The sequence below is a fragment of the Mesorhizobium sp. B2-8-5 genome, assembly GCF_006440675.2.
In the GTDB taxonomy this organism is placed as follows: Bacteria; Pseudomonadota; Alphaproteobacteria; order Rhizobiales; family Rhizobiaceae; genus Mesorhizobium.
In genome coordinates this window covers 2,471,349-2,493,358 of record NZ_CP083951.1, presented here as the reverse complement: position 1 = coordinate 2,493,358, position 22,010 = coordinate 2,471,349, and the positions used below count along the sequence as shown (strand labels likewise).

The window sequence follows — 22,010 nt, the reverse complement described above, 5'->3', positions numbered from 1 at the left end:
TCATGGACACCGGCCTGACAACGATCTCGGAAGCCGCAATCGAAAAGCACCGCGCGACAGCGCAGAGCTTCATCACCCGCATCGTCGTGCTGGAGGATCCGTCCCGCGAATCAGGCACCGCGCTCGCCGGCACCAACCGCCGCTTCGTCTCGACCGTGTCGGTCGGTTCGGTGCGCCGCACGCGCGAGGTCGAGCTGTCGAAGACGGTCGCGGCCATCCATCCCGACGACCAGCTGATGAGCATCCCGCAGCACACGCTGCTCTACCGCGCCCGCCGCGGCCTGGCGATCGCGCTGGCCATTTCGGATGTCTTCGCCGAGGGATCCGACCTCGAAAGCCTGCAGGCAAGGAACGTCCGCGCGCCGCTCGAAGGCGACGAAGCCGCGAGGTTCAAAAAACTTCTGTCGGCGTCGGCTTACGTGTCGGCCTTCAGCTTCGCTTCCTACCTGTTCCAGCTGGTCGACAGCGACGGGGAGGCGCCGAACGACAGCCCCGAACCCGACTTCCTGTTCGACACCCCGCAGGACGCGGTGAAGTCGATCGTCGCCGGCCTCGACAAGGCGATCGCCGGCTCGAAGGACGATGCGGACCTGATGACGCGGGCGCGGGCCTTTGCCCGGGTCGCCATCGACGGGCTCTTGGCGCGCAAGGGCCGCTTCGACGGCATCGGCCCATTCGAGAACGCGCATATCCGCATCGATGTCGACGATTTCATCCTCGATGGCTTCGACGTCGCGCCCGGCAAACGATCCAAGCCGCTGGTGATGACCTTCAAGAAGCCGGAAGAGGTCGTCGGCAACCACATCGCCAAATACCAGTCGGTCAAACTGGCCAAGATGCTGATGGCCTATGATTTCGAGCGCGAGCTCAATCCCTTTGTCGAGCTTGGCGGCTTCCTCTTCACCTTCATCGGCGACGGCGCGCCGGGCACCGGCAAGACGACGCTGATCCAGATGATCGCCGGCCTCGTCAATGGCTACTGTCAGGTCGCCGGCTATCCGTTCGCCTACGAGAATTTCGGCGTCGACCAGATCTCGTCCTATCAGGGCAAGTCCGGCCAAAACTGCCGCCAGTTCATCAACAACGTGCTCAATCCGCGCGTCATCGGCTTCGGCACCATCGACGACATCGACCAGGTGGCGGCGCGCCGTTCCGACGACCGCGCCTCGGCCGGCCAGCAGGAGATCACCGGCGTCTTGATGGACGCTTTTGCCGGCGCATCCACCGTGGTGCGCGGCAACTGCTCCTTCGGCATGTTTTCCAACTATCCGGAAAATGTCGACGATGCGCTGCGCCAGCGCGCCGGCGCGCGATGGCTGGTCGACGGCCCGCAGACCCGCGACGACTATATCGACATCTTCGTGCTGCTTGCCGGCAAGAACCACAAGATCCCGCTCGGCAAGCACGAGCTCTATGCCGCGCAGGAGATCCAGCGTGCGGTGAGCGAGGCCTATGAAGAGCACGAAAAGCCGCGGGAAGACGGGCTGATGAAGGTCTATGAGCGCTACATGAAGGAGAACGGCGCGCCGAAGACCATGGCCGATGTCGGCACTTACCTGCACATGATCAAGGACGCCGAGCCGCGTTTCACCGGCCGCGCGATCAAGAACGTCACCGACGCCATCAAGATGCGCGCCATGGATATCGAGTTGCCGGACGACTGGTTCGAGAAGCCGGAAGCCTTCATGCACAAGAGCTACGACGACAAGAAGGCGATGATCGAGGAACTGCGCGGACCATTCTCGATGGACATGGTCATGCAGGAGATCAACCGCTACGCCGATTCCGAGTTCCGTTATTCCGACAAGTCCGACGATGCCGCGGTGGAGAAGCTCCTGCGCGACGCAAGGCTGCGCGAGCGGGCGGCGCGCGAGATGGAGGAATTGAAGAAGAAGGGCTCATGGAATGCGTAAGCCTTCGCCGGCGGCGGCTGCGCCGCCCGCCGCCAAAAAGCCCGATCTTCTGCGCGACAACGAGCTGATCTACGGCCGCTTGCTCGCCATCGACGAGCCGCACCTCATCCAGCGCTACAACAAGGCGCTTGCCGCCTTCGGCCTCGAGCCCACCAAGCTCGCAAGCTTCCAGATCGACCGCACCGGCTTCTCGCCGGAGATCGCCGAGGAATGCGGCGACTATGACTATCTCGACCCCAACGAGGTCAACCGCCGCTTCATCATCCTGACGCCGTCGCAGATCGACCTGCCGGTGGTGCATACCGCCTTCTCCAACACCTCGCAGCTGATGTTCGAGTTCATGTCGAAGAACCAGCGTGCCATCGACGCGCTGACCATCAAGGACGTGATCTACGGCGAGATCGAGGACTCGGTTCCCAAGGTCAACGACATCGAGGACCTGCTGTCGATCAACCAGGTCGAGTTCAAGGTGCTGTCGGCAGAGGACGTGCTGGGCAAGGCGGTCGAGCTCGGCAAGCTGGTCGACCGGCTGAAGCAGGAGCCCGACGCCTGGCGCGACAACGCCATGCTCCAGCGCATGGTCGATCTTGCCAAGGTCTGCGGCGACATCCGCGAGAACGCGCTGGTGCCGGACCAGGTTATCTTCCGTCACAACGCCTACTGGACCAGCCATTTCGGCGGGCTCTACGTCTTCGTCGACCCCGATATGACGACGGTGATCAGCGATCCGGCCGCCCCCGGCTTCCGCCGCTCGCGCCCCTGGCAGGTAAGCTATCTGTCGATCAACGACGCCGACAAGGTGTTCCGCTTCCTGGCCGCCACCGGCCGGCTCGACCTGCCGCGCGCTTCCTGGATCGAGGCTTCCGGCTATCTCGAGCATCGCGCAGAGATGGTCGTGCGCGCGCTGATCCGCGACGCCGAGCCCAACCGCAATCTGACCGATGTCGACAAGGTGTGGCTGCAGACCTGGATCCACGGCCATGCCGATCTGATCGCCCAGGACGGGAACTTTCCCTTCCTCAATGCCGCCAAGCGCGAAATCGCCCAGTTCGGCCATCTCAAGATCGAGGATGTGCCGCCGCGCCAGCGATTCCTGGTCGTGCGCGCCAAGCCCGACCACCCCGATGCCTGGCTGACCAACCAGTTGATCTCGGATTTCGTGCCGCAGGACTTCGTTTCGCGTTACGTCTTCAACAAGCCGGGTTTCTACAAGGACTATGACGGCTTCAGCGACGCCTGGAGAAGCCATGTTGTGGACGTTCTGAAAACCACATATTTGAAGGAAAAGGCGGCGTTCCGCGCGCGCCTTTACGGCTTGACTGACTAGAACGAAATGAACCGTCATTTCGTTCTAACTTATTGTTTTGGCGCATGATGTTATCCAAAAAGTCTGCAACTTTTTGGCATCATGCTAGGGGGTGCCACAGCCATGCTCGACCCGATCGTGAACTTCTTCACCCAGATATTCCAGTGGATCGGCCGCGGCATCGGCTTCGTCATCGGCGTCATCCTGTGGCCATTCATGTGGGTCGGCCGCTGGTACGGGCAACGCGGCTGGATTCTGAAGGCCGTGGTCGGTCTTGCCCTCCTGGTGCTGATCGGCCTCTACGCCAATTTCTTCTACGCTACCCAGTGGTGGAACAATTTCAACCCGAACTATCCCGACACCTACACGTTCGAGAAGCGGAACGTGTCGGCGGGCGAGCAGGTTTCGGCCGGCAGCGGCACCGATACGGCCAAGACCTGCGGCAACTCCGCCATCGCCCAGGTTGCCGCCGATCTGACGGACTTCAACGTCAACCAGAATGCCTGGATCTCGTCGATGATCCTCTACAAGCTCGGCCTGTTCGGCATCGATTGGGACAACACGCCCTGGATGGACAACAAGGCGTCCTTCCAGCGCGGCATCAACCAGGCGGTGCGGCGCACCGCGACCGAGCTTGCCGACAATCTTGGCCGCGTTCGCACGACCTCGCAGATCGACGCCGACCTGCAGGACGCGCGCGGCAATCTGCAGTTCGACGAATACACCTGGTATTTCGGCCTGAACCCATTCGGCCCCAAGACGCCGACGCCGAGCTATTATCGCGACGCTGTGCGCAAGCTGCGCTCCTTCAACGCCCGTCTCGCCACCTGCCAGGCGACCTTCGACGCCCGCGCCGACAATCTGAAGCAATATATCGACCGCATCGCTTCGGACATCGGCTCGACCTCGGCCATCCTCAAGGAACGCGCCGAAAACCACAACAATGGCTGGTTCGATACCCGCGCCGACGACCGCTTCTGGTTCGCTTATGGCCAGCTCTACGCCTATTACGGCCTGATGAAGGGCGCCCAGGCCGACTTCGACGACGTGATCAAGGAGAAGCACCTGCAGAACCTGTGGGACACGATGGACCAGCAATTCGTCTCGGCGCTGCGCATCCAGCCCTTCATCATCGCCAATGGCCGCGAGGATGGTTGGCTGTTGCCGACGCATCTGACGACGATGGGCTTCTACATCCTGCGGGTGCGCTCCAACATGGTCGAGATCAGCAACGTGCTGACGCAGTAGCAGCCTCTTCGGCCAAGACAGGGATGGTGGATTTGCGCCGTCGCTTCTGTCGCTTTTCGCGTATTCAGCGGCTGTTTTGAGACGGCGGAACGGCCTTCGCTCTGGCTTCTATACGCCGCAAACGACTGGGGTCGAAGACCCGAACAGGGTCGCACCGGGAACAGCAATATTCTTTCTTTACAGGAAACATAGTTGCATGAAAGTTGACGCCCAGGCAGCGACAGGGTTAGGAAACACCCTTGCGCCCGTGCGGCGTTCCAAACATGCACAATTGATCAAAACAGTCCCTTCCAACGCCCAATCCAGAGGAAAGCCGTCATGGCCGAAGTGAAGTCCGACATCGAGATCGCGCGCGCCGCCAAGAAAAAACAAATCCAGGAGATCGGCGCCAAGATCGGCATTCCGACCGAACACCTTCTGCCCTACGGCCACGACAAGGCAAAAATCTCGGCCGAGTTCATCAAGTCGGTCAAGGGCAACAAGGACGGCAAGCTGATCCTGGTCACCGCCATCAACCCAACGCCGGCCGGCGAAGGCAAGACCACCACCACCGTCGGCCTCGGCGACGGCCTGAACCGCATCGGCAAGAAGGCGATCATCTGCATCCGCGAAGCCTCGCTCGGCCCGAATTTCGGCGTCAAGGGCGGCGCCGCCGGCGGCGGCTACGCGCAGGTCGTGCCGATGGAGGACATGAACCTCCATTTCACCGGCGACTTCCACGCCATCACCACCGCGCACAATCTGCTCTCGGCGCTGATCGACAACCACATCTACTGGGGCAACGAACTCGGCATCGACACCCGCCGGGTCGCCTGGCGCCGCGTCATGGATATGAACGACCGGGCGCTGCGCGAGATCATCTGCTCGCTCGGCGGCGTCGCCAACGGCTATCCGCGCGAAGCCGGCTTCGACATCACTGTCGCCTCGGAAGTGATGGCGATCCTGTGCCTGGCCACCGACCTCAAGGACCTTGAGAAGCGCCTCGGCGACATCATCGTCGCCTACCGCCGCGACAAGTCGCCGGTCTATGCCCGCGACCTCAAGGCCGACGGCGCCATGGCGGTGCTGTTGAAGGACGCCATGCAGCCCAACCTGGTGCAGACGCTGGAGAACAACCCGGCCTTCGTGCATGGCGGCCCGTTCGCCAACATCGCGCATGGCTGCAACTCCGTCGTCGCCACCACGACGGCGCTCAAGCTCGCCGACTATGTCGTCACCGAAGCCGGCTTCGGCGCGGACCTTGGTGCCGAGAAATTCTTCGACATCAAATGCCGCAAGGCGGGCCTGAAGCCTTCCGCTGCGGTCATCGTCGCGACCGTGCGCGCCATGAAGATGAATGGCGGCGTCAAGAAGGAAGACCTCGGCAAGGAAAACATCGAGGCGGTCAAGAAGGGCTGCGCCAATCTCGGCCGTCACATCGAGAACATCCGCCAGTTCGGCGTGCCGGCTGTGGTTGCCATCAACCACTTCTATTCCGACACCGAGGCCGAGATCCAGGCGATGAAAGACTATGTCGCCTCGATGGGCGAAGAGGCGATCCTGTGCAAGCACTGGGCCAACGGTTCGGCCGGCATCGAGGACCTTGCCAACAAGGTGGTGGCGCTCGCCGAATCCGGCGCCTCCCAGTTCGCGCCGCTCTATCCCGACGCAATGCCGCTGTTCGAGAAGATCAACACCATCGTCCAGCGTATCTATCGCGGCTCGGAAGCGATCGCCGACAAGTCGGTGCGCGATCAGCTCAAGGCGTGGGAAGAAGCCGGCTACGGCAATCTGCCGGTCTGCATGGCCAAGACCCAGTATTCCTTCTCGACCGACCCGAACCTGCGCGGCGCGCCGACCGGCCACACCGTGCCGGTGCGCGAGGTCAGGCTCTCGGCCGGCGCCGGCTTCGTCGTCATCATCTGCGGCGAGGTCATGACCATGCCCGGCCTGCCCAAGGCGCCGTCTTCGGAAAAGATCTTCTTGAACGAGGCCGGCCAGATCGAGGGCCTGTTCTAAAACTTCGTTCGAATTGAACGACCAAGGGCGCCGCCTCATCGCGGCGCCCTTTTTGTTTCGCCGGCCTTCATGCCACCGTGGGCGAGCCGAACTTCTTGATGCCGGCGACCGACATCGAGACGAACTGGTCGAGGATGGCGAAGAAGATATCGAGGCTGAAGCCGAACAAGAAAGCGAAGGTGAACAGGCTGAATCCTATGCCGGTCACCTCGCCGCCGAGCTTGGTCCCCGGCGCCATGAACCAGGCGAGGATCATGCCGGCAAGCCCGCCGAGCGCGATGCGGTGAATGAGCCGGGACAGCGACGGATTGGGCAAAAGCGGGTTCAGGATCATGCGCATGTGGAACATGATGCCGCCAAGCGCGCCGTAAAGCGCGGGCAGGATCCACAGCGCATAGGGGCTGAGGACCTCGCTGAGCGTCTTGGCCTGCAGTGTCAGCGTCGAAATCGAATTCGGCGTGATGGTGATGACGCCTTCGCACTGCAGATCGCGCGTCGCCTCATCGAAATCGGCGTTCACATCTTCGGCCTGGCCGGCGATGCCGGTGGCGCTTACGGCTTGCGTGCCGCCTTCGGTATTGCCGTTGTTCTTGCAATCGAAATCCGACTGCTTGAGCGGCTGGCTGTTCCCGGCCCCGCTTTGCTGTTGCGCCAGCGCGATTTGCTGACCGCAGAACTGGTCTATGGCCATCTGCCGGGGGTTGGAGAAATCGATTGGCGCGCCCGCCTTGGCCGACGAAGCCGAAAGCTTGCAATAGGCCCATTGCATGCCCCAGAGCGGGAATGGCGCTTCCTGTGTCATGAACCCCTGCGCCCGCACCAGCAGCGAGGAAAAACGTTGATCGAGCGAATGCAGGCTGTCGACGGAATTGTAGTAGGCGTCCTTCAGAAGCGTCAGATCGGTCGCCGACGCCTGCTGGGCGGCGGCCGAGCTCAATTGCTTCTTCGTCGCCCAGACCTGCCGGATCGACTGTCCGAACCGGGCGCTGAAATCGTTGTTGTCGATCTCCTGCAGTTCCGCATTGATCGAAACGCCTCTGTTGTAGACATAGGTCAGCTTGCCGATGATGATCATCATCGTCACCGACAGGGCTATGAGAAAATAGGTCGCGAGCGCGGTCCGCCGCGACATGTCGCCGGGCGACCAGCCGGTGCGGAGCGCGGCCAGCGTGGAAAACGGCACGGTGTTGGAGCAGTCGTTGAACACTGTCTGAAGCTTGACGACCTCGGGCTGGCTTGCGGTCGCGTCATTGAGCTTTTCCGCATCGCCGATGGCGGCGAAGAGGGCGCTGTCCTTGAACACGCCGTAGCGGCCGTAGCCGGCAACCAGCTTTGCGTCGGCGAGCAACCCGGAGACAAGAGGGTCGTGGGACGTCGTCATCGCTTCCCCCGACGACTAGCCCAGATAGCCCGGCACGAAGCCATATTGCGACGGGCATCCGCAGGGGTAGCCGGGCGGTCCGGGCGGCTGCGCCCAGCACCAGAAGAATTGGGTGAAGCAGATCGTCCCCGGCGCATGCGGCGGGACTTGCGCAAGAGCGGGCCATGGCAGCAGCGCCGCGCCGACGGCGAGGGCCAGGACGACCATGGTTCGTGCAACGCGCGCCTTCAATCCAGCCCCCAAAAAGCCAACCGCGCTTACTCACATGCGTGGTGACTTTCCGAAAATACCGGAGCGACGTCCGTGAAATGGCTCACGCTCTGCTGGATAGTTGGCGCGCCAAGAAAAAGGCGCCGCATCCAGGCGGCGCCTTGCCGTTCGAAAGCGGTTCAAGCTAGGCGGCATTACGCTGCAAGGCACGCTGGTTCGATGCATAGATCGTGTCGCGCTCAGGCAGGGCGCCGGTCTTCAGGCAATCGATCCACTCGGCGGTCTTCAGCACGGCGGCGAAGCGCGACTGCAAGACGACGCTCACCACCCGGTGGATGTCCTCGGCCGATGCATAGCCGGCGCTGTTGGCATAGGGCACCGAGCCGCTGGCATCGGAAAGGAACTCGACGGCAAAGCCCATGTGAACCGCGTGGATGATGGTCGACAGATCGCAATTGTGGGTCATGTAACCGACGACCGCGATCGTATCGATGGCGTTGGCGCGCAGCCAGGCTTCGAGATCCGTGCCGGTGAAGGCCGAAGGCAGCGTCTTTTCGACATAGTGGTCGCGGCTGCGCCTGGCGATCTCGGGATGCAACTCGCCACCATGGCTGCCCTTGGCGAAGATCGGCGAGGTCTCGGGCGCCATCTGCCTGACCACGACGATCTTGATGCCGGCCGCCGCGGCGGCATCCATGGCGCGCGCAACATTGGCGACCGTCTCGGTGAATGGCGGATGTTGGATGGCGAGATTGCCGCCATTGTAGTCGTTCTGAACATCGACGACGACAAGCGCGCGGCGTGGCTGGGTGGCGGGAGCTGACATGGCGGTTTCCTTTCGATCGTGTTGATGGGTCAAAGCTAGTCGGCTGGTTCGGCTCCAGAAAGTGGCCCGATTGACATCATTCGAAAGAATTGGGACATTCGACTTTCAACGGAACGATATTTGTCATGAAGAACCCGATCATCGCTGCCGTCGCCTTCGACGGTATCAGCCCGTTTCATCTCTCCGTGCCGTGCCTGGTGTTCGGCACCGATCGAACCAGGCTCGGACTGCCGCGCTTCGACTTCCGTGTCTGCGCGATGGAGGAGGGACCCATTCATACCGATGCCGGGCTGAGCATCCTGGTGCCGCATGGACTTTCCGCGCTAGACGAGGCCGACATCGTCATCATTCCGAGCTGGAAGGATCTCGAGGCTCCGCTGGCCGCGCCGTTCAAGGATGCGCTGCGACGCGCGCATCGGCGCGGCGCGCTGATCGTCGGCTTGTGCCTCGGCACCTTCGCCATTGCCGGCGCTGGATTGCTGGCCGGGCGCAAGGCGACCACCCATTGGGCTTATACCGACCGGTTGCAGGCGCTGCATCCCGATCTCGCGATCGACGCGGACGTGCTCTATGTCGACGACGGCGACATCATCACGTCGGCCGGCGTCGCCGCCGGGCTAGACTGTTGCCTGCACATCGTGCGCGCCCGCTATGGCGCGGAGGCCGCCCTTCGGCTTGCCCGCCATGTCGTGCTCTCGCCGCACCGGCAAGGCGGACAGGCACAGTTCATCGAGCGTCCGCTTGCGCCAACGCCGAACGCGGACCGGTTCACGCGCGCTCTCGACCAGGTGCGGGCAACGCTCGGCGAAACGCACAGTCTAGACAGCGTCGCCGATAGGGCTGGCCTCACGCGCCGCACCTTCACCCGCCGCTTCCAGAACTCGATCGGCACCAGTTTCGGCGACTGGCTCGCCGACCAGCGCGTGGCACTGGCGCAAAGGCTGCTGGAGCAGACGGACAAATCGATGGACATGGTGGCCTTCGAGGCAGGCTTCGGCAGCGCCACGTCGCTGCGCCAGCATTTCGCCGCGCGGCTCGGAACCTCGCCGATGCGGTACAGGCGCGAGTTTTCGGGGCGGGTCGATCAGGACGAGCGCATGAAGCACGCGTCTTGAGAACAGCAAGGGGCACCACGTCGACGCGGCGCCCTTTGCATTCTCCAGTCTCATTCTTCAGGCAACGTCTTCCGGCGATGGCGCGCGTTTCCGGCCGGTGACCATCGCCCGAACCAGGTTCTCGCCATGGCGCAGGCTTGCCAGAACCACGCCGCCGACATGGAGACCGATCAGCACCAGGATACCATTGCCCAGAACCTTGTGCGTGTCCTCAACCCACGCCACGCCCCACCAGGCGTCGGTGGTCTGCATCCATCCGGTCAGCGCAATTCCCGCGATGCAAATCACAAGTGCCAGCACCATGGCGCCGCCAGCAGGATTGTGGCCGAGATATCGCCTCTCACGGCCATGCGCCACGTCGGCGAGATACGATCGCACCATACGCGGTCCGCGCACGAATTGATCGAAGCGCGTATACCCGGACCCGGCCAGCCCCGCGACCAGGCGCGAGGCGATCAGGACTCCGGCGCAATAGCCGGCCAGCTCATGCACCTTCATGATCTCCCCGGAAGAAAGCCACGCCACGGCAATGCACAGAACCAGCGACCAGTGGAAGAGGCGAACATAGGAGCTCCAGACCCCGACCGAGGTTTCCCGTGTCGAAACGGTGGCGTTCATGGCGATCAACCGTCGTCGGAATCGGCGCCGACCGACTCCAGCGTCTTGGGATTGAACACGCCTTCCAGCCTCTTGCCGCTGGCGTCGACCGCCTTGGCTTCGTAGCAGCCGTTTTCGGTCTTGATGCTGCGGACCTTCCAGCCCTCTCCTTCCAGCTTCTTCTGCAATGCCTCGCGCGGCTGCCACTGGTCGGTCGGCACGTTGCATCGGTCTGCTGCGAAGGCTGGCGCGGCCAGGCCCAGCGCCAGCGCGGTCAGGACGATTGTTCTCATATCGGTTTTCTCCATCGGTTGATTCCGATGCCGAAAACCTGCGACCGAAAGCTGACAGCAGCCTGAACGCCGGCCGGTTCGTGCAAATGCCGCACTTGGAGAGCAGACGCGCCGATTGATGGGACTGGCGTTCAGGCTACTGTCAGTATCGTTCTGCATAGGACGAATGGGTCAGGCAGCGGAGGCGGCGTGCGTGTTCTGTTGATCGAGGATGATCGGGTGCTGGGTGAAGCCGTGCGCGACCACGTGGCCGCCGATGGCCATGCCGTCGATTGGAACGGCACACTTGAGGAAGCCCGTGAGCATTTGCGTGTCGTGACGTATCAGCTGATGCTGCTCGATCTGCATTTGCCGGACGGCAAGGGCCTGGAATTCCTCAAGGTTTTCCGCCGCGACGGCCACCGCACTCCGGTCATAATCCTCACTGCTCGCGATCAGCTCTCGGACAGGATAGACGGGTTGAATTCCGGTGCGGACGATTATCTGGTCAAGCCATTCGATCTGGGCGAATTGTCCGCCCGCCTGGCGGCGGTGGCGCGCCGCTATGTCGGGAACCCCAACCCGCTCATCCGGATCGGGCCGGTCGAGGTCGACACTGCCCATCGCCGCGTTCTGGTCGGCGGCAAGGAGATCCAGTTGACCGCCCGCGAATGGACCGTGCTGGAACAATTTCTCGGCCGGCCAGGCGTCACGGTCAGCAAGGGTCAGGTAGAGGACGCGCTTTACGCTTTTGGCGCCGAGGTGGAGAGCAATACCGTCGAGGTCTATGTGAGCCGCCTGCGCAGAAAACTCGGCCGCGACGTGATCTCGACCGTGAGGGGGCTGGGCTATCGCCTAGTGGCCCGATGAGCTGGCGATTCAGCCTTGTCGGACGGCTGGTCGCCTCGTTGATCATCGTAACCGTCATGTTTGGAGTTGTGGCTGCCGCCACCGGAACCTTCACGCTTCATCGCGAAATCAACGAGGCCATGGATAATTCGATGCAAGAGGCGGCCCGCAGGTTGCTGCCGCTCGTCATTGACGACCTCTTTGGACGCGAAACGCTTCAGCCTCCGCGCGAACTTGCGGAGGCTGTCTCGCAAGAAGAAGATGGCCAACGGCTGATCTACCAGGTGCGGGACAGCCAGGGTCGGATAATGCTCCATTCCCACGGCGCGCCAGCCACTCCGCTGACGACCGGGCTCACGCGAGGCTTCTCGCAAGAGGCGGGATGGCGCGTCTACACCGAGCCGGCGGTAAGCGGCACCTTGTTCGTCCAGGTCGCCGAGAGCGACGAACGCCGCAACGAAGAGACGTTGGAAGCCGCCGCTGGCTTCCTCGTGCCGATGATTGCCCTGACACCGCTCAGCGCGATACTTGCCTGGCTGACCCTGACACGGTTCATGCGCCCGATCGGAAAGCTGCGCGCCGACATCAGCGCCCGCGATGGCGACAATCTCGCCGCAATCGACACCGAGCATCTCCCCGTCGAGCTTGCGGCAATCGCCAAGTCGGTCAACAGGCTGATGCGGCGGCTCCACATGGCAATGGAAGCCGAAAAGGAATTCACCGCCAACGCCGCCCACGAACTGCGCACTCCGATCGCCGGAGCGTTGGCCCAGGCCGAGCGGATGATCGCCGAGGCAACCGACGATGCAGGTATGAAGCGCCCGCGACAGATCAAGGCGGCGCTCGTCAGCCTGTCCAACCTTTCGGAGAAACTCATGCAACTGGCGCGCGCCGATGCCGGAATTGCCGCCGGAAAATCGGCTGATCTGGGCGCAGTGGTTGCGCTTGTGGTCGCGGATTTCGAACAGCATGCCGAGAACAAATCCCGGTTGAGCCTCGAAGGGCCGTCAAAAGGCACGGTGGAGGTGGCCATCGATCCCGACGCGCTGGCGATCGTGACGCGCAACCTGATCGAAAACGCCCTTCGACACGGCGCCCAGGGTCGAACGGTGGTGATACGGGTCGACGACAGCGCGGGGTTGAGCGTGATCAATGAAGGTCCCGTCGTGCCGGCGCCCGACAAGCTGCTGAGACGCTTCGAACGCGGAACGACGCCTTCTGGCGGCTCGGGTCTCGGCCTGGCGATCGTCGGCAAGATCCTACAGCAGATTGGCGCGGCACTGAGCCTGAATTCGCCGGCATCGGGCCGCGAAGACGGTTTCGAAGCGACGATCCGGTTTGCTTGCGCCACAGCAATTCCAGGAACCCTGCGCGACGGTTTTCCGTCAGGAAGCGCATAGAACAGCATACCGGAACGCTCGAACCGCAGTGCGCTCAGCGAGGCGCAACGCCTCGCGCCGGTTGCCGACGACGGTGGTGTTCGCCGCCACGTCGCGCGTCACCACCGCACCCGCGCCGACGGTCGCGCCCTCGCCTATGCTGACCCCGGCGAGGATGACCGCGCTGCCGCCGATCCAGGCATTGTCGCCGATCGTCACGGGCCTGGCGATCTCCAGCCCGGCCAGCCGGCCGGCGGCCTCGCGATGATGCTCGGCGCAGTAGATCTGCACATTGGGCCCAAGCAGCGATCCCTTGCCGATGCGCACTGGCGCGGTATCCAGGATGGTGCAGCCGGCATTGAGGAAGACGCCATCGCCGAGGAACAGGTTGAAGCCATAGGCGCAATGGAACGGCGCCTCGATGCGGGCGCCCTCGCCCACGCCGCCGAGCAGCGCCCGCAAGGCCGGAGCGATATTGCCGCGCTGCCGGGGCAGCAGGCCGTTGTGCTCGAACACCGCATCGCGCGCGGCAACGCGCAACGCCTCCAGCTCATCGTCGATGCAGGTGTACCATTCGCCCGCCGCCATCTTCATGCGTTCGCTTGTCCTCATGGTGGCACCTCCAGGTTTCGTCTGCTGCCAAAGCATAATCGCCAAAGCATAATCGATTGTCTGACAAAAGCCCCGTAGCCAAACGCTTGGCTTATGCTAGCCTGCCGTTGCGAGACCATGCGACGGTCTCAATTTGGGGGGTCGATCATGCTTTACATTCTTGCACTGCTGATAGGCGTCATTGCCGGCCTGCGCGCCATGACCGCGCCCGCCGCCGTCGCCTGGGGTTCCTATCTCGGCTGGCTCCCGGTCGCAGGCACCTGGGCGAGCTTCATGGGTCACTGGATTGCCGTCGGCATCTTCACCATCCTGGCAATCGTTGAGCTGGTCACCGATCAGCTGCCGTCGACGCCGAGCCGGAAAGTGCCGCAGCAATTCGGCGCCCGCATCGTGACCGGCGCCTTCTGCGGCGCAGTCATCGGCGCGACCGCAGGCGCCACCATCGGCGGCCTGGTCGCAGGCGCGATCGGCGCGGTGATCGGCACACTGGGCGGCGCCGAAGCGCGCGGCCGGCTGGCCGCCGCCTTCGGCAAGGATCCGCCCGCCGCCTTCATCGAGGATGCGGTCGCCATCATCGGCGGGCTGCTCATCGTGGCGGCGGTCGCATGAGCGCAAAGAGCTTCGACGCCATCGTCATCGGCGCCGGCCAGGCCGGCCCGCCGCTCGTCGGCCGGCTCGAGGCCGCCGGCATGAAGGTCGCGCTGGTCGAGCGCAAGTTCATCGGCGGCACCTGCGTCAACACCGGCTGCATGCCGACCAAGACGATGGTGGCGAGCGCCTATGCCGCGCATCTCGCCCGCCGCGCCGCCGACTACGGCGTCGCGCTCTCGGGCCCCGTCGGCGTGGACTACAAACGGATCAAGGCGCGCAAGGACAAGGTGACCAACGACGCCCGCGGCAATCTCGAAAAATGGATCGCCGGCCTGAAGGGCTGCACGCTCTATCGCGGCCATGCGCGTTTCGAATCCGCCGACACTGTGCGCGTCGGCGATGAGTTGCTCACGGCGCCAAAGATCTTCCTCAACACCGGCGGCCGCGCCTCGGTGCCCAACCTGCCCGGCGTCAACGACGTACCCTATCTCACCAATGCCTCGATGATGGACCTCGATGTGCTGCCCAGCCATCTGATCGTCGTCGGCGGCAGCTACATTTCGCTCGAATTCGCGCAGATGTTCCGCCGCTTCGGCTCCGAGGTCACGGTGATCGAGAAGGCGCCGCGGCTGACCGGCCGCGAGGACGAGGACACCTCCGCGGCCATCCTGTCCATCCTCGAAAACGAAGGCATCGCCGTTCATGTCGGCGCCGGCGATATAAGCTTCGCCAAACAAGGCAGCGACATCGCCGTCACCTTCTCCGCCGACAAGCCGGCGGCGGTCGGCTCGCATGTGCTGCTGGCGCTGGGGCGCGTTCCGAACACCGACGATCTCGGCCTCGACAAGGCCGGCGTCGCGGTCGATCAGCGCGGCTTCGTCGTCGTCGACGACCAGTTGCGCACCAATGTGCCCGGCATCTGGGCGATGGGCGACTGCAACGGCAAGGGCGCCTTCACCCATACCTCCTACAACGACTTCGAGATCGTCGCCGCCAACCTGCTCGACAACGATCCGCGCAAGGTCAGCGACCGCATCGAAGCCTATGCGCTCTATATCGATCCGCCGCTTGGGCGCTGCGGCATGACGGAAGCCGCCGTGAAGAAATCCGGCCGCCGCGCCCTGGTCGGACAGCGGCCGATGACGCGTGTCGGCCGCGCGGTCGAAAAAGGCGAGACGCAAGGCTTCATGAAGATCCTGGCCGATGCCGACACCGGCGAAATCCTCGGCTGCTCGGTGCTCGGACCGGGCGGCGACGAGGCTATCCACTGCGTGCTCGACCTCATGTATGCCAAGGCACCGATCTCGACGCTGGCGCGCGCCATGCACATCCACCCCACCGTCTCGGAGCTGCTGCCGACCATCGCCCAGGAGCTGAAGCCGCTGGTTTAGGTTAAGTCCAGGAAAAGTGCGAAGCGGTCAGGCTCGGCGACTTCGCCGCAGCCGTGAAACAAAGGTCTCTGAGCCCAGCCGGGCGCTCTTCCGTTTCTGCATTGCTGCGTTGCAACAATGGCGCTTGTGCGCCGGGCATATCCAGCGCCAGTCTAAATTTTGAACCGATTCAGTCCGGACATCCCATGCCGCTGCCGATCCTAGCGCTCGCCATTGCATCCTTCTGCATCGGCACCACCGAATTCGTCATCATGGGCCTGCTGCCGGAAGTCGCGGCCGACCTCGGCGTCTCGATCCCGTCCGCTGGCCTTCTGGTAACCGGCTATGCGCTGGGCGTCGTCTTCGGCGCGCCGATCGTAGCCATGGCAACCGCCCGCCTGCCACGCAAGCCGGTGCTTGTCGGCCTCGCCACCCTCTTCGTCATCGGCAATCTCTTCTGCGCCATCGCGCCGAACTACTGGCTGCTGATGGCGGCGCGCGTCTTCACCGCTTTCGGCCACGGCGCGTTCTTCGGCATCGGCTCCGTCGTTGCAGCGAGCCTCGTGCCGCGCAACAAGCGGGCGAGCGCCATCGCGCTGATGTTTGCCGGCCTGACGCTCTCCAACATCCTCGGCGTTCCCGCCGGCACGGCGCTCGGCGAGGCTTTCGGCTGGCGTGCCACCTTCCTCGCCGTCGTCGGCATCGGCCTCATCTCGGTCGCGGCCATCGCCTGGCTGGTGCCGTCGGATGTCGCCGAGCCCAGCGGCGGCGGTCTGGTCGGCGAACTGCGCGTGCTCGGCAAGCTGCAGGTCTGGCTGGCGATGCTGATCGCCTCGCTCGCCTCCGCCAGCCTGTTCGCCGTATTCACCTACATCAAGCCTTACCTCACCGACGTCTCCGGCCTGTCGACGGCGACCGTCACCTGGGTGCTGCTACTCTTCGGCGCCGGCATGACCATCGGCAACATCATCGGCGGCAGGCTGGCGGACTGGAAGCTGATGCCGACGGTGATTGCCACGCTGCTCGCCATGGCCCTGCTCTTCGTCGTCTTTACCGAGCTCGGCGCCATCGCAAGCGTGGCTGTCGCCATCGTCTTCCTGTGGGGCATGCTGATCTTCATCGTCGTGCCGCCGCTGCAGATACGCGTCGTCGAAGCGGCTGCCGAAGGACCGAACCTTGCCGCCACGCTCAACCAGGGCGCCTTCAATGTCGGCAATGCCGGCGGCGCCTGGATCGGCGGCCTCGCCATCTCCTGGGGCGTATCCTACGCCAGCCTGCCGCTGGTGGGCGCGGGGCTCGCGCTTCTGGCCGTCGCGGTGGCCGTGCTGTCGCAGGCGCTCGACCGCCGCACGGTCCTGAAGCCACAACCAGCTGAATAAAGCTCGGCGTCTTCGTCGTAGCAGCTCGGCGTCTTTGCCGTAGCCACCCTGCCCCGACAGCACGGCACTGCTGGACCACTCGACAGCCCGATCGCAAAAATGCATGGGTGAAACCTCTTCACGCGGAGGTATCCCATGCAGAAGACGATCGAGCGCATCGCCGGCGACAGCGAGGGTGTCGTTTACGAATTTCCGGTCCTGCGCTTCGAGGGCAAGGACAAGGCGGCTCCTTCCGCCTATCTGCAGGCGGCGCTGCATGCCGGCGAGCTGCCGGGCGTCGTCGCCATCGACGCGCTGATGCCGATGCTGGCCAAGGCGGAGGCCGAGGGGCGCATCAAGGGTCCGATCACCATCGTACCCTGGGCCAATCCGATCGGCCGCGCGCAATATCATTTCGGCGAGCATCAGGGCCGCTTCAATCTCGGCACCCGCACCAACTTCAACCGCTCCTTTCCGTTGCTTGCCGCGCCCGACGCCAGGCTCTTGCCCGATGTCAGCCTCGGCGGCGCCGATCGCCGGCTGAAGAACCGGCTCGTCCAGCTCTCCCTCGGCAACGACATCGTCCTTGACCTCCACTGCGACGACGAAGGCCTTGCCTATCTCTACATCCACACCAGCCTGTGGCCGCATATGGCCGACTGCGCGGCCGCCATGGGCGCCGAAGCCGTCCTGCTGTGGAGTGAGGACAACACCGGCACCTTCGAAGGCGCCTCGATCATGCCCTATCAGAACGTGCCAGCGAGCGTCGCGCGCTTCGACCGCCGCGCCGTCACCACGGTCGAATATCGCGGCATACTCGACGTCGATGGCGCCCTGGCCGCGGCCGATGCGACAGGACTCTACCGACTGCTGGTGACGCGGGGCGTCGTTCGGGACCCGTCCGTACCGAAATTCGAGAAATTTTCCGGCCCTGTCGTACCGCTGGAAAACATCGACATGATGCCTTCGCCCAGGGCCGGCGCGATCCTCTACGACGTCAAGCCCGGCGACCGCGTCAAGAAAGGCGACAGGCTGGCGACGATCGTCCATGCGCCCGGCGAGGCTGGCGGCCGCACGGAAGTGTTTGCCCCGCAATCAGGCTTCATCCTGACCCGCCGCGCGCGCCGCATCATCCGCGCCGGCGAGGATCTTCTGAAGCTTGCCGGCGACGCCAGGAGCAGCGACGCGCGCTCCGGCACGCTGGAAGACTGAAGGTCTCATCCGTCGATGAGCGCCTCGGATCAGAGGCCGCGCAGGCTCTCCAGATTGGGCACATGGACATGGTAGCCGGCGCCGTCAGCCGGCCGATCAAATTCATAGTTGCTGAGCCTAAGCACGATCCCTCACCGGTCCCGCCGCGCTGAATGGCTGCTCGCCTGTCTCGACCGGACCGCGCGAGATATCGAAACCGGCTCCCGCTCTCTCGCGCCGCGCACGAAGGTGGCAGGCGATCTGCGTCGTCCGGTGAGTTTCCCGATTCCGCTTGCCGATCCAGTCATTCGCCGCTATGGGAGTCGCCATGAACATGCGTTCGAACAAGACCGTTTGGTGGTGGGCTCGCTGACAGCGGCCTGTTCGTGCGTGTGCGCGTGAAAGTAGAGGGTGGCCGCAACGGAATGTCCGGGCGGCCATTTGTTTTTTAAAGCCATTCCCGGGTCCGTTGCCCAAAACGCTGATGGAGACGGCAATGACGACTAAAGTTCTGGACAACGGGGCGGAGCGTTTCGTCACCGCGGGCGGTGTGACGATCACCCGCGAACGCCACGACAAGCCCTATGAAGGCGCGATCGATGCCTATGTCGACGGCCTGAATTCTCGCCGCGGCGCTGTGTTTTCCTCCAACTACGAATATCCGGGCCGCTACACGCGCTGGGATACGGCCATCATCGATCCGCCGCTGGTGATCTCCGCGCGAGGGCGCACGATGCGCATCGAAGCGCTGAACCAGCGCGGCGAAGCGCTGTTGCCCGTGATCGGCAAGGCGCTTGCCAGCTTGAGCGAAGTGACGATCTCCGAGACCTCGAAGACGCTCATTCGTCTCGATGTGGCGAAACCCGGCCGCGTCTTCACCGAGGAGGAACGCAGCCGCGTTCCGTCGGTTTTCACCGTGCTTCGCGCCATCACTGCGCTGTTCAAGACCACCGAGGACGCCAATCTCGGCCTTTACGGCGCCTTCGGCTACGACCTGGCCTTCCAGTTCGACCCGGTCGACTACAAGCTCGAGCGCAAGGAAAGCCAGCGCGATCTCGTGCTGTTCCTGCCTGACGAGATCCTGGTCGTCGACCATTATTCGACCAAGGCCTGGACCGACCGCTATGACTATTCCGGCGAAGGCTTCTCGACCGAGGGCCTGCCGCGCGACGCCCATGCCGAGCCGTTCAAGACCGCCGACCGCATCCCGCCGCGCGGCGACCACGAGCCGGGCGAATATGCCAACCTGGTGCGGCGCGCCATGGAGAGCTTCAAGCGCGGCGACCTGTTCGAGGTCGTGCCCGGACAGATGTTCTACGAGCGCTGCGAGACCCAGCCTTCAGACATCTCGCGCAAGCTCAAGTCGATCAACCCGTCGCCCTATTCCTTCTTCATCAATCTCGGCGAAAACGAATATCTGATCGGCGCCTCGCCCGAGATGTTCGTGCGCGTCAACGGCCGCCGCGTCGAAACCTGCCCGATCTCAGGCACAATCAAGCGCGGCGACGACGCCATTTCCGATAGCGAGCAGATCCTGAAGCTGCTCAACTCGAAGAAGGATGAGTCCGAGCTCACCATGTGCTCGGACGTCGACCGCAATGACAAGTCGCGCGTCTGCGAGCCGGGCTCGGTGCGCGTCATCGGTCGCCGCCAGATCGAGATGTATTCGCGTCTGATCCACACCGTCGACCACATCGAGGGGCGGCTGCGCGAAGGCATGGACGCCTTCGACGCGTTTCTCTCACACGCCTGGGCTGTCACCGTCACCGGCGCGCCGAAGCTGTGGGCCATGCGCTTCATCGAGCAGAACGAGAAGAGCCCGCGCGCCTGGTATGGCGGCGCCATCGGCATGGTCAACTTCAACGGCGACATGAACACCGGCCTGACCTTGCGCACCATCCGCATCAAGGACGGCATCGCCGAGGTGCGCGCCGGCGCCACGCTGCTTTTCGACAGCGTGCCCGAGGAAGAAGAAGCCGAAACCGAACTGAAGGCATCCGCCATGCTCTCCGCCATCCGCGACGCCAAGACCGGCAACGCCACCGGAACCGAGCGCACCACCGCGCGCGTCGGCGACGGTGTCAACATCCTGCTGGTCGACCATGAGGACAGTTTCGTCCACACCTTGGCCAACTACTTTCGGCAGACCGGCGCCAATGTTTCCACGGTGCGCTCGCCGGTGCCCGAAGAGGTCTTCGAGCGGCTCAAGCCCGATCTCGTCGTGCTGTCGCCCGGACCGGGCACGCCGAAGGATTTCGACTGCGCCGCCACCATCAAGAAGGCGCGCAGCCGCGACCTGCCGATCTTCGGCGTCTGTCTCGGCCTGCAGGCACTGGCCGAGGCCTATGGCGGCGAGTTGCGGCAGTTGCACATCCCCATGCATGGCAAGCCGTCGCGCATCCGCGTCTCGAAGCCGGGCATCATCTTCTCCGGACTGCCAAAGGAAGTGACCGTCGGCCGCTACCACTCGATCTTCGCCGACCCGGTGCGCCTGCCCGACGGTTTCGTGGTCACCGCCGAGACCGAGGACGGCGTCATCATGGCTTTCGAGCACCGCAGGGAGCCGATCGCGGCGGTGCAGTTCCATCCGGAATCGATCATGACGCTCGGTCACAATGCCGGCATGCGCATCATCGAGAACATCGTCGCGCATCTGCCGCGCAAGGCCAAGGAAAAGGCCGCTTAGAAAAGATGGCGCAAACGCTGGACACGACAGCGGCCGCGGCGAAAGCCGCGACCCGGGAGAAGGTCGCCAGGCTTGCCTTCTGGTCGATCGTCGTCGCCTGCGTCGTGCTGGTCTTGAAGCTTGCCGCCTGGTACATCACCGGCTCCGTCGCGCTCTATTCCGACGCGCTGGAATCGATCGTCAACGTGATTGCCTCGGCCGCCGCCTTCTGGGCGATCCAGGTCAGCTACAAGCCCCCCGATCAGGACCATCCCTTCGGCCACCACAAGGCCGAGTATCTTTCAGCGGTGCTGGAAGGCGTGCTGATCGTCGTCGCGGCGCTGCTGATCCTCAACGAGGTCTGGCAGTCCTGGCAGCATCCGGCCCCGCTCGAACAGCCCTGGGAAGGCCTTGCGGTCAACGGCGTCGCGACGGTCATCAATGCGATCTGGGCCTGGACGCTGATCCGCACCGGCCGGAACGCGAAGTCGCCGGCTCTCGTCGCCGACGGCCAGCACATCATGACCGATGTGGTGACATCCGTCGGCGTGTTCGGCGGTCTTGTCGGCGCCGTGCTCACCGGCTGGCAGATCCTCGACCCGGCGCTTGCCGTCATCGTCGCGCTCAACATCCTGTGGCAGGGCTGGCATGTCATCGGCTCCTCGATGAACGGGCTGATGGACCGCGCCGTCGACAACCACGAGCACATGCAGATCCGCGACATCATCTCGGCCAATTCGAAGGGCGCGCTCGAGGTCCATGATCTCAAGACGCGCATAGCCGGGCGCGCCACCTTCATCGAGTTCCACCTCGTCGTCGACGCCGACATGACGGTCGGCGCCAGCCATGTCATCTGCGACCGCATCGAGGATGCGCTGAAAGCCGAAATTCCCTCGGTGCGTGTCACCATCCATGTCGAGCCGGACGACGAGGCCAAGCTGCCGAAAGGCACCACGGCGGTGCCTTTCGCCTGACGGTGTAAGCATGGCAGACGTTGGAGATTGGCCGGAGCCTCTCAACTTCGTCATTCTAGGGCGGAGCAGGAGCGAAGCTCCGTCGCGAAGACCCTAGAATCCATTCCGTTACCTTCGCCAAGGCGTGCAACGGAACAAAATTCTGCACCGAGGCG

At 63.8% G+C, this 22,010-nt stretch carries 19 protein-coding genes; 13 read left to right on the top strand and 6 right to left on the bottom strand.

Annotated elements, in window-relative coordinates; genetic code table 11:
- Positions 1 to 2: 2 nt before the first annotated feature.
- From FJ430_RS12165 to FJ430_RS12150, 4 genes are all read left to right on the top strand, one after another.
- Positions 3 to 1,913: an AAA family ATPase gene (locus tag FJ430_RS12165; RefSeq protein WP_140703976.1), complete on the top strand. Its 1,911-nt coding sequence runs from the start codon at positions 3 to 5 to the stop codon at positions 1,911 to 1,913.
- Complete coding sequence (locus tag FJ430_RS12160; RefSeq protein ID WP_140703978.1) at positions 1,906 to 3,240, top strand: DUF6638 family protein; 1,335 nt, start codon at positions 1,906 to 1,908, stop codon at positions 3,238 to 3,240. Before FJ430_RS12165 ends, FJ430_RS12160 begins: the two co-directional genes overlap by 8 nt.
- A gap of 102 nt (positions 3,241 to 3,342) precedes the next feature.
- Positions 3,343 to 4,467 (top strand): DUF2333 family protein, encoded by a 1,125-nt coding sequence (locus FJ430_RS12155; protein ID WP_140645717.1) that lies wholly within the window; start codon positions 3,343 to 3,345, stop codon positions 4,465 to 4,467.
- Between the two features lie 318 nt (positions 4,468 to 4,785).
- The gene (locus FJ430_RS12150) at positions 4,786 to 6,465 is read left to right on the top strand and encodes a formate--tetrahydrofolate ligase (RefSeq protein ID WP_140645716.1); all 1,680 of its coding nucleotides are present in this window, start codon (positions 4,786 to 4,788) and stop codon (positions 6,463 to 6,465) included.
- Positions 6,466 to 6,532: 67 nt separating this feature from the next.
- Here FJ430_RS12150 and FJ430_RS12145 read toward each other — a convergent pair whose 3' ends face one another.
- From FJ430_RS12145 to FJ430_RS12135, 3 genes are all read right to left on the bottom strand, one after another.
- Positions 6,533 to 7,846, bottom strand: a complete 1,314-nt coding sequence (locus FJ430_RS12145) for a hypothetical protein (protein WP_140703980.1) — start codon at positions 7,844 to 7,846, stop codon at positions 6,533 to 6,535.
- Between the two features lie 15 nt (positions 7,847 to 7,861).
- On the bottom strand, positions 7,862 to 8,077 hold the full coding sequence (locus FJ430_RS12140; RefSeq protein ID WP_140703982.1) for a hypothetical protein: 216 nt from the start codon (positions 8,075 to 8,077) through the stop codon (positions 7,862 to 7,864).
- A 163-nt stretch (positions 8,078 to 8,240) separates the two neighbouring features.
- On the bottom strand, positions 8,241 to 8,882 hold the full coding sequence (locus FJ430_RS12135) for a cysteine hydrolase family protein (RefSeq protein WP_140703984.1): 642 nt from the start codon (positions 8,880 to 8,882) through the stop codon (positions 8,241 to 8,243).
- A gap of 125 nt (positions 8,883 to 9,007) precedes the next feature.
- On the opposite strand from FJ430_RS12135, the gene FJ430_RS12130 reads away from it, so the two are divergent.
- Entirely contained in the window at positions 9,008 to 9,997 is a 990-nt protein-coding gene (locus tag FJ430_RS12130; protein WP_140703986.1) for a helix-turn-helix domain-containing protein, read from the top strand.
- A gap of 57 nt (positions 9,998 to 10,054) precedes the next feature.
- Here FJ430_RS12130 and FJ430_RS12125 read toward each other — a convergent pair whose 3' ends face one another.
- On the bottom strand, positions 10,055 to 10,615 hold the full coding sequence (locus tag FJ430_RS12125) for a cytochrome b/b6 domain-containing protein (RefSeq protein ID WP_140704327.1): 561 nt from the start codon (positions 10,613 to 10,615) through the stop codon (positions 10,055 to 10,057).
- Positions 10,616 to 10,620: 5 nt separating this feature from the next.
- Positions 10,621 to 10,887, bottom strand: coding sequence for a PepSY domain-containing protein (locus FJ430_RS12120; protein WP_140653284.1), 267 nt, complete (start codon positions 10,885 to 10,887; stop codon positions 10,621 to 10,623).
- Between the two features lie 189 nt (positions 10,888 to 11,076).
- Between FJ430_RS12120 and FJ430_RS12115 the strand changes: the two genes are divergently transcribed.
- Both FJ430_RS12115 and FJ430_RS12110 read left to right on the top strand, forming a co-directional pair.
- Positions 11,077 to 11,736, top strand: coding sequence for a response regulator (locus FJ430_RS12115; protein WP_140703988.1), 660 nt, complete (start codon positions 11,077 to 11,079; stop codon positions 11,734 to 11,736).
- Positions 11,737 to 11,804: 68 nt separating this feature from the next.
- Complete coding sequence (locus FJ430_RS12110) at positions 11,805 to 13,115, top strand: sensor histidine kinase (RefSeq protein WP_264296160.1); 1,311 nt, start codon at positions 11,805 to 11,807, stop codon at positions 13,113 to 13,115.
- On the opposite strand, the gene FJ430_RS12105 is transcribed toward FJ430_RS12110, so the two are convergent.
- Positions 13,101 to 13,706, bottom strand: coding sequence for a sugar O-acetyltransferase (locus FJ430_RS12105; protein WP_140703990.1), 606 nt, complete (start codon positions 13,704 to 13,706; stop codon positions 13,101 to 13,103). The two genes, FJ430_RS12110 and FJ430_RS12105, sit on opposite strands and share 15 nt — an antisense overlap.
- 147 nt (positions 13,707 to 13,853) lie before the next feature.
- Between FJ430_RS12105 and FJ430_RS12100 the strand changes: the two genes are divergently transcribed.
- The 6 genes from FJ430_RS12100 (at position 13,854) to FJ430_RS12075 (ending at position 21,855) form a co-directional block, all read left to right on the top strand.
- On the top strand, positions 13,854 to 14,315 hold the full coding sequence (locus tag FJ430_RS12100) for a DUF4126 domain-containing protein (RefSeq protein ID WP_140703992.1): 462 nt from the start codon (positions 13,854 to 13,856) through the stop codon (positions 14,313 to 14,315).
- Positions 14,312 to 15,688 carry an FAD-containing oxidoreductase gene (locus tag FJ430_RS12095; RefSeq protein WP_140703993.1) on the top strand — a complete coding sequence of 459 codons (1,377 nt, stop codon included), beginning with the start codon at positions 14,312 to 14,314 and terminating at the stop codon, positions 15,686 to 15,688. Before FJ430_RS12100 ends, FJ430_RS12095 begins: the two co-directional genes overlap by 4 nt.
- Positions 15,689 to 15,873: 185 nt before the next feature.
- Complete coding sequence (locus FJ430_RS12090) at positions 15,874 to 17,046, top strand: MFS transporter (RefSeq protein WP_140703994.1); 1,173 nt, start codon at positions 15,874 to 15,876, stop codon at positions 17,044 to 17,046.
- 135 nt (positions 17,047 to 17,181) lie between these two features.
- Positions 17,182 to 18,237, top strand: coding sequence for a succinylglutamate desuccinylase/aspartoacylase family protein (locus FJ430_RS12085; RefSeq protein WP_140703996.1), 1,056 nt, complete (start codon positions 17,182 to 17,184; stop codon positions 18,235 to 18,237).
- Positions 18,238 to 18,712: 475 nt separating this feature from the next.
- Complete coding sequence (locus FJ430_RS12080) at positions 18,713 to 20,902, top strand: anthranilate synthase (protein WP_140703998.1); 2,190 nt, start codon at positions 18,713 to 18,715, stop codon at positions 20,900 to 20,902.
- A 5-nt stretch (positions 20,903 to 20,907) separates the two neighbouring features.
- Entirely contained in the window at positions 20,908 to 21,855 is a 948-nt protein-coding gene (locus tag FJ430_RS12075) for a cation diffusion facilitator family transporter (protein ID WP_140704001.1), read from the top strand.
- Positions 21,856 to 22,010 lie beyond the last annotated feature (155 nt).

Coding starts and splice junctions, on each gene's coding strand:
- FJ430_RS12120 (WP_140653284.1), bottom strand. CDS start 10,887: ATGAGAACAATCGTCCTGACCGCGCTGGCGCTGGGCCTGGCCGCGCCA.
- FJ430_RS12155 (WP_140645717.1), top strand. CDS start 3,343: ATGCTCGACCCGATCGTGAACTTCTTCACCCAGATATTCCAGTGGATC.
- FJ430_RS12145 (WP_140703980.1), bottom strand. CDS start 7,846: ATGACGACGTCCCACGACCCTCTTGTCTCCGGGTTGCTCGCCGACGCA.
- FJ430_RS12160 (WP_140703978.1), top strand. CDS start 1,906: ATGCGTAAGCCTTCGCCGGCGGCGGCTGCGCCGCCCGCCGCCAAAAAG.
- FJ430_RS12095 (WP_140703993.1), top strand. CDS start 14,312: ATGAGCGCAAAGAGCTTCGACGCCATCGTCATCGGCGCCGGCCAGGCC.
- FJ430_RS12130 (WP_140703986.1), top strand. CDS start 9,008: ATGAAGAACCCGATCATCGCTGCCGTCGCCTTCGACGGTATCAGCCCG.
- FJ430_RS12150 (WP_140645716.1), top strand. CDS start 4,786: ATGGCCGAAGTGAAGTCCGACATCGAGATCGCGCGCGCCGCCAAGAAA.
- FJ430_RS12085 (WP_140703996.1), top strand. CDS start 17,182: ATGCAGAAGACGATCGAGCGCATCGCCGGCGACAGCGAGGGTGTCGTT.
- FJ430_RS12090 (WP_140703994.1), top strand. CDS start 15,874: ATGCCGCTGCCGATCCTAGCGCTCGCCATTGCATCCTTCTGCATCGGC.
- FJ430_RS12105 (WP_140703990.1), bottom strand. CDS start 13,706: ATGAGGACAAGCGAACGCATGAAGATGGCGGCGGGCGAATGGTACACC.
- FJ430_RS12075 (WP_140704001.1), top strand. CDS start 20,908: ATGGCGCAAACGCTGGACACGACAGCGGCCGCGGCGAAAGCCGCGACC.
- FJ430_RS12165 (WP_140703976.1), top strand. CDS start 3: ATGGACACCGGCCTGACAACGATCTCGGAAGCCGCAATCGAAAAGCAC.
- FJ430_RS12125 (WP_140704327.1), bottom strand. CDS start 10,615: ATGAACGCCACCGTTTCGACACGGGAAACCTCGGTCGGGGTCTGGAGC.
- FJ430_RS12080 (WP_140703998.1), top strand. CDS start 18,713: ATGACGACTAAAGTTCTGGACAACGGGGCGGAGCGTTTCGTCACCGCG.
- FJ430_RS12135 (WP_140703984.1), bottom strand. CDS start 8,882: ATGTCAGCTCCCGCCACCCAGCCACGCCGCGCGCTTGTCGTCGTCGAT.
- FJ430_RS12100 (WP_140703992.1), top strand. CDS start 13,854: ATGCTTTACATTCTTGCACTGCTGATAGGCGTCATTGCCGGCCTGCGC.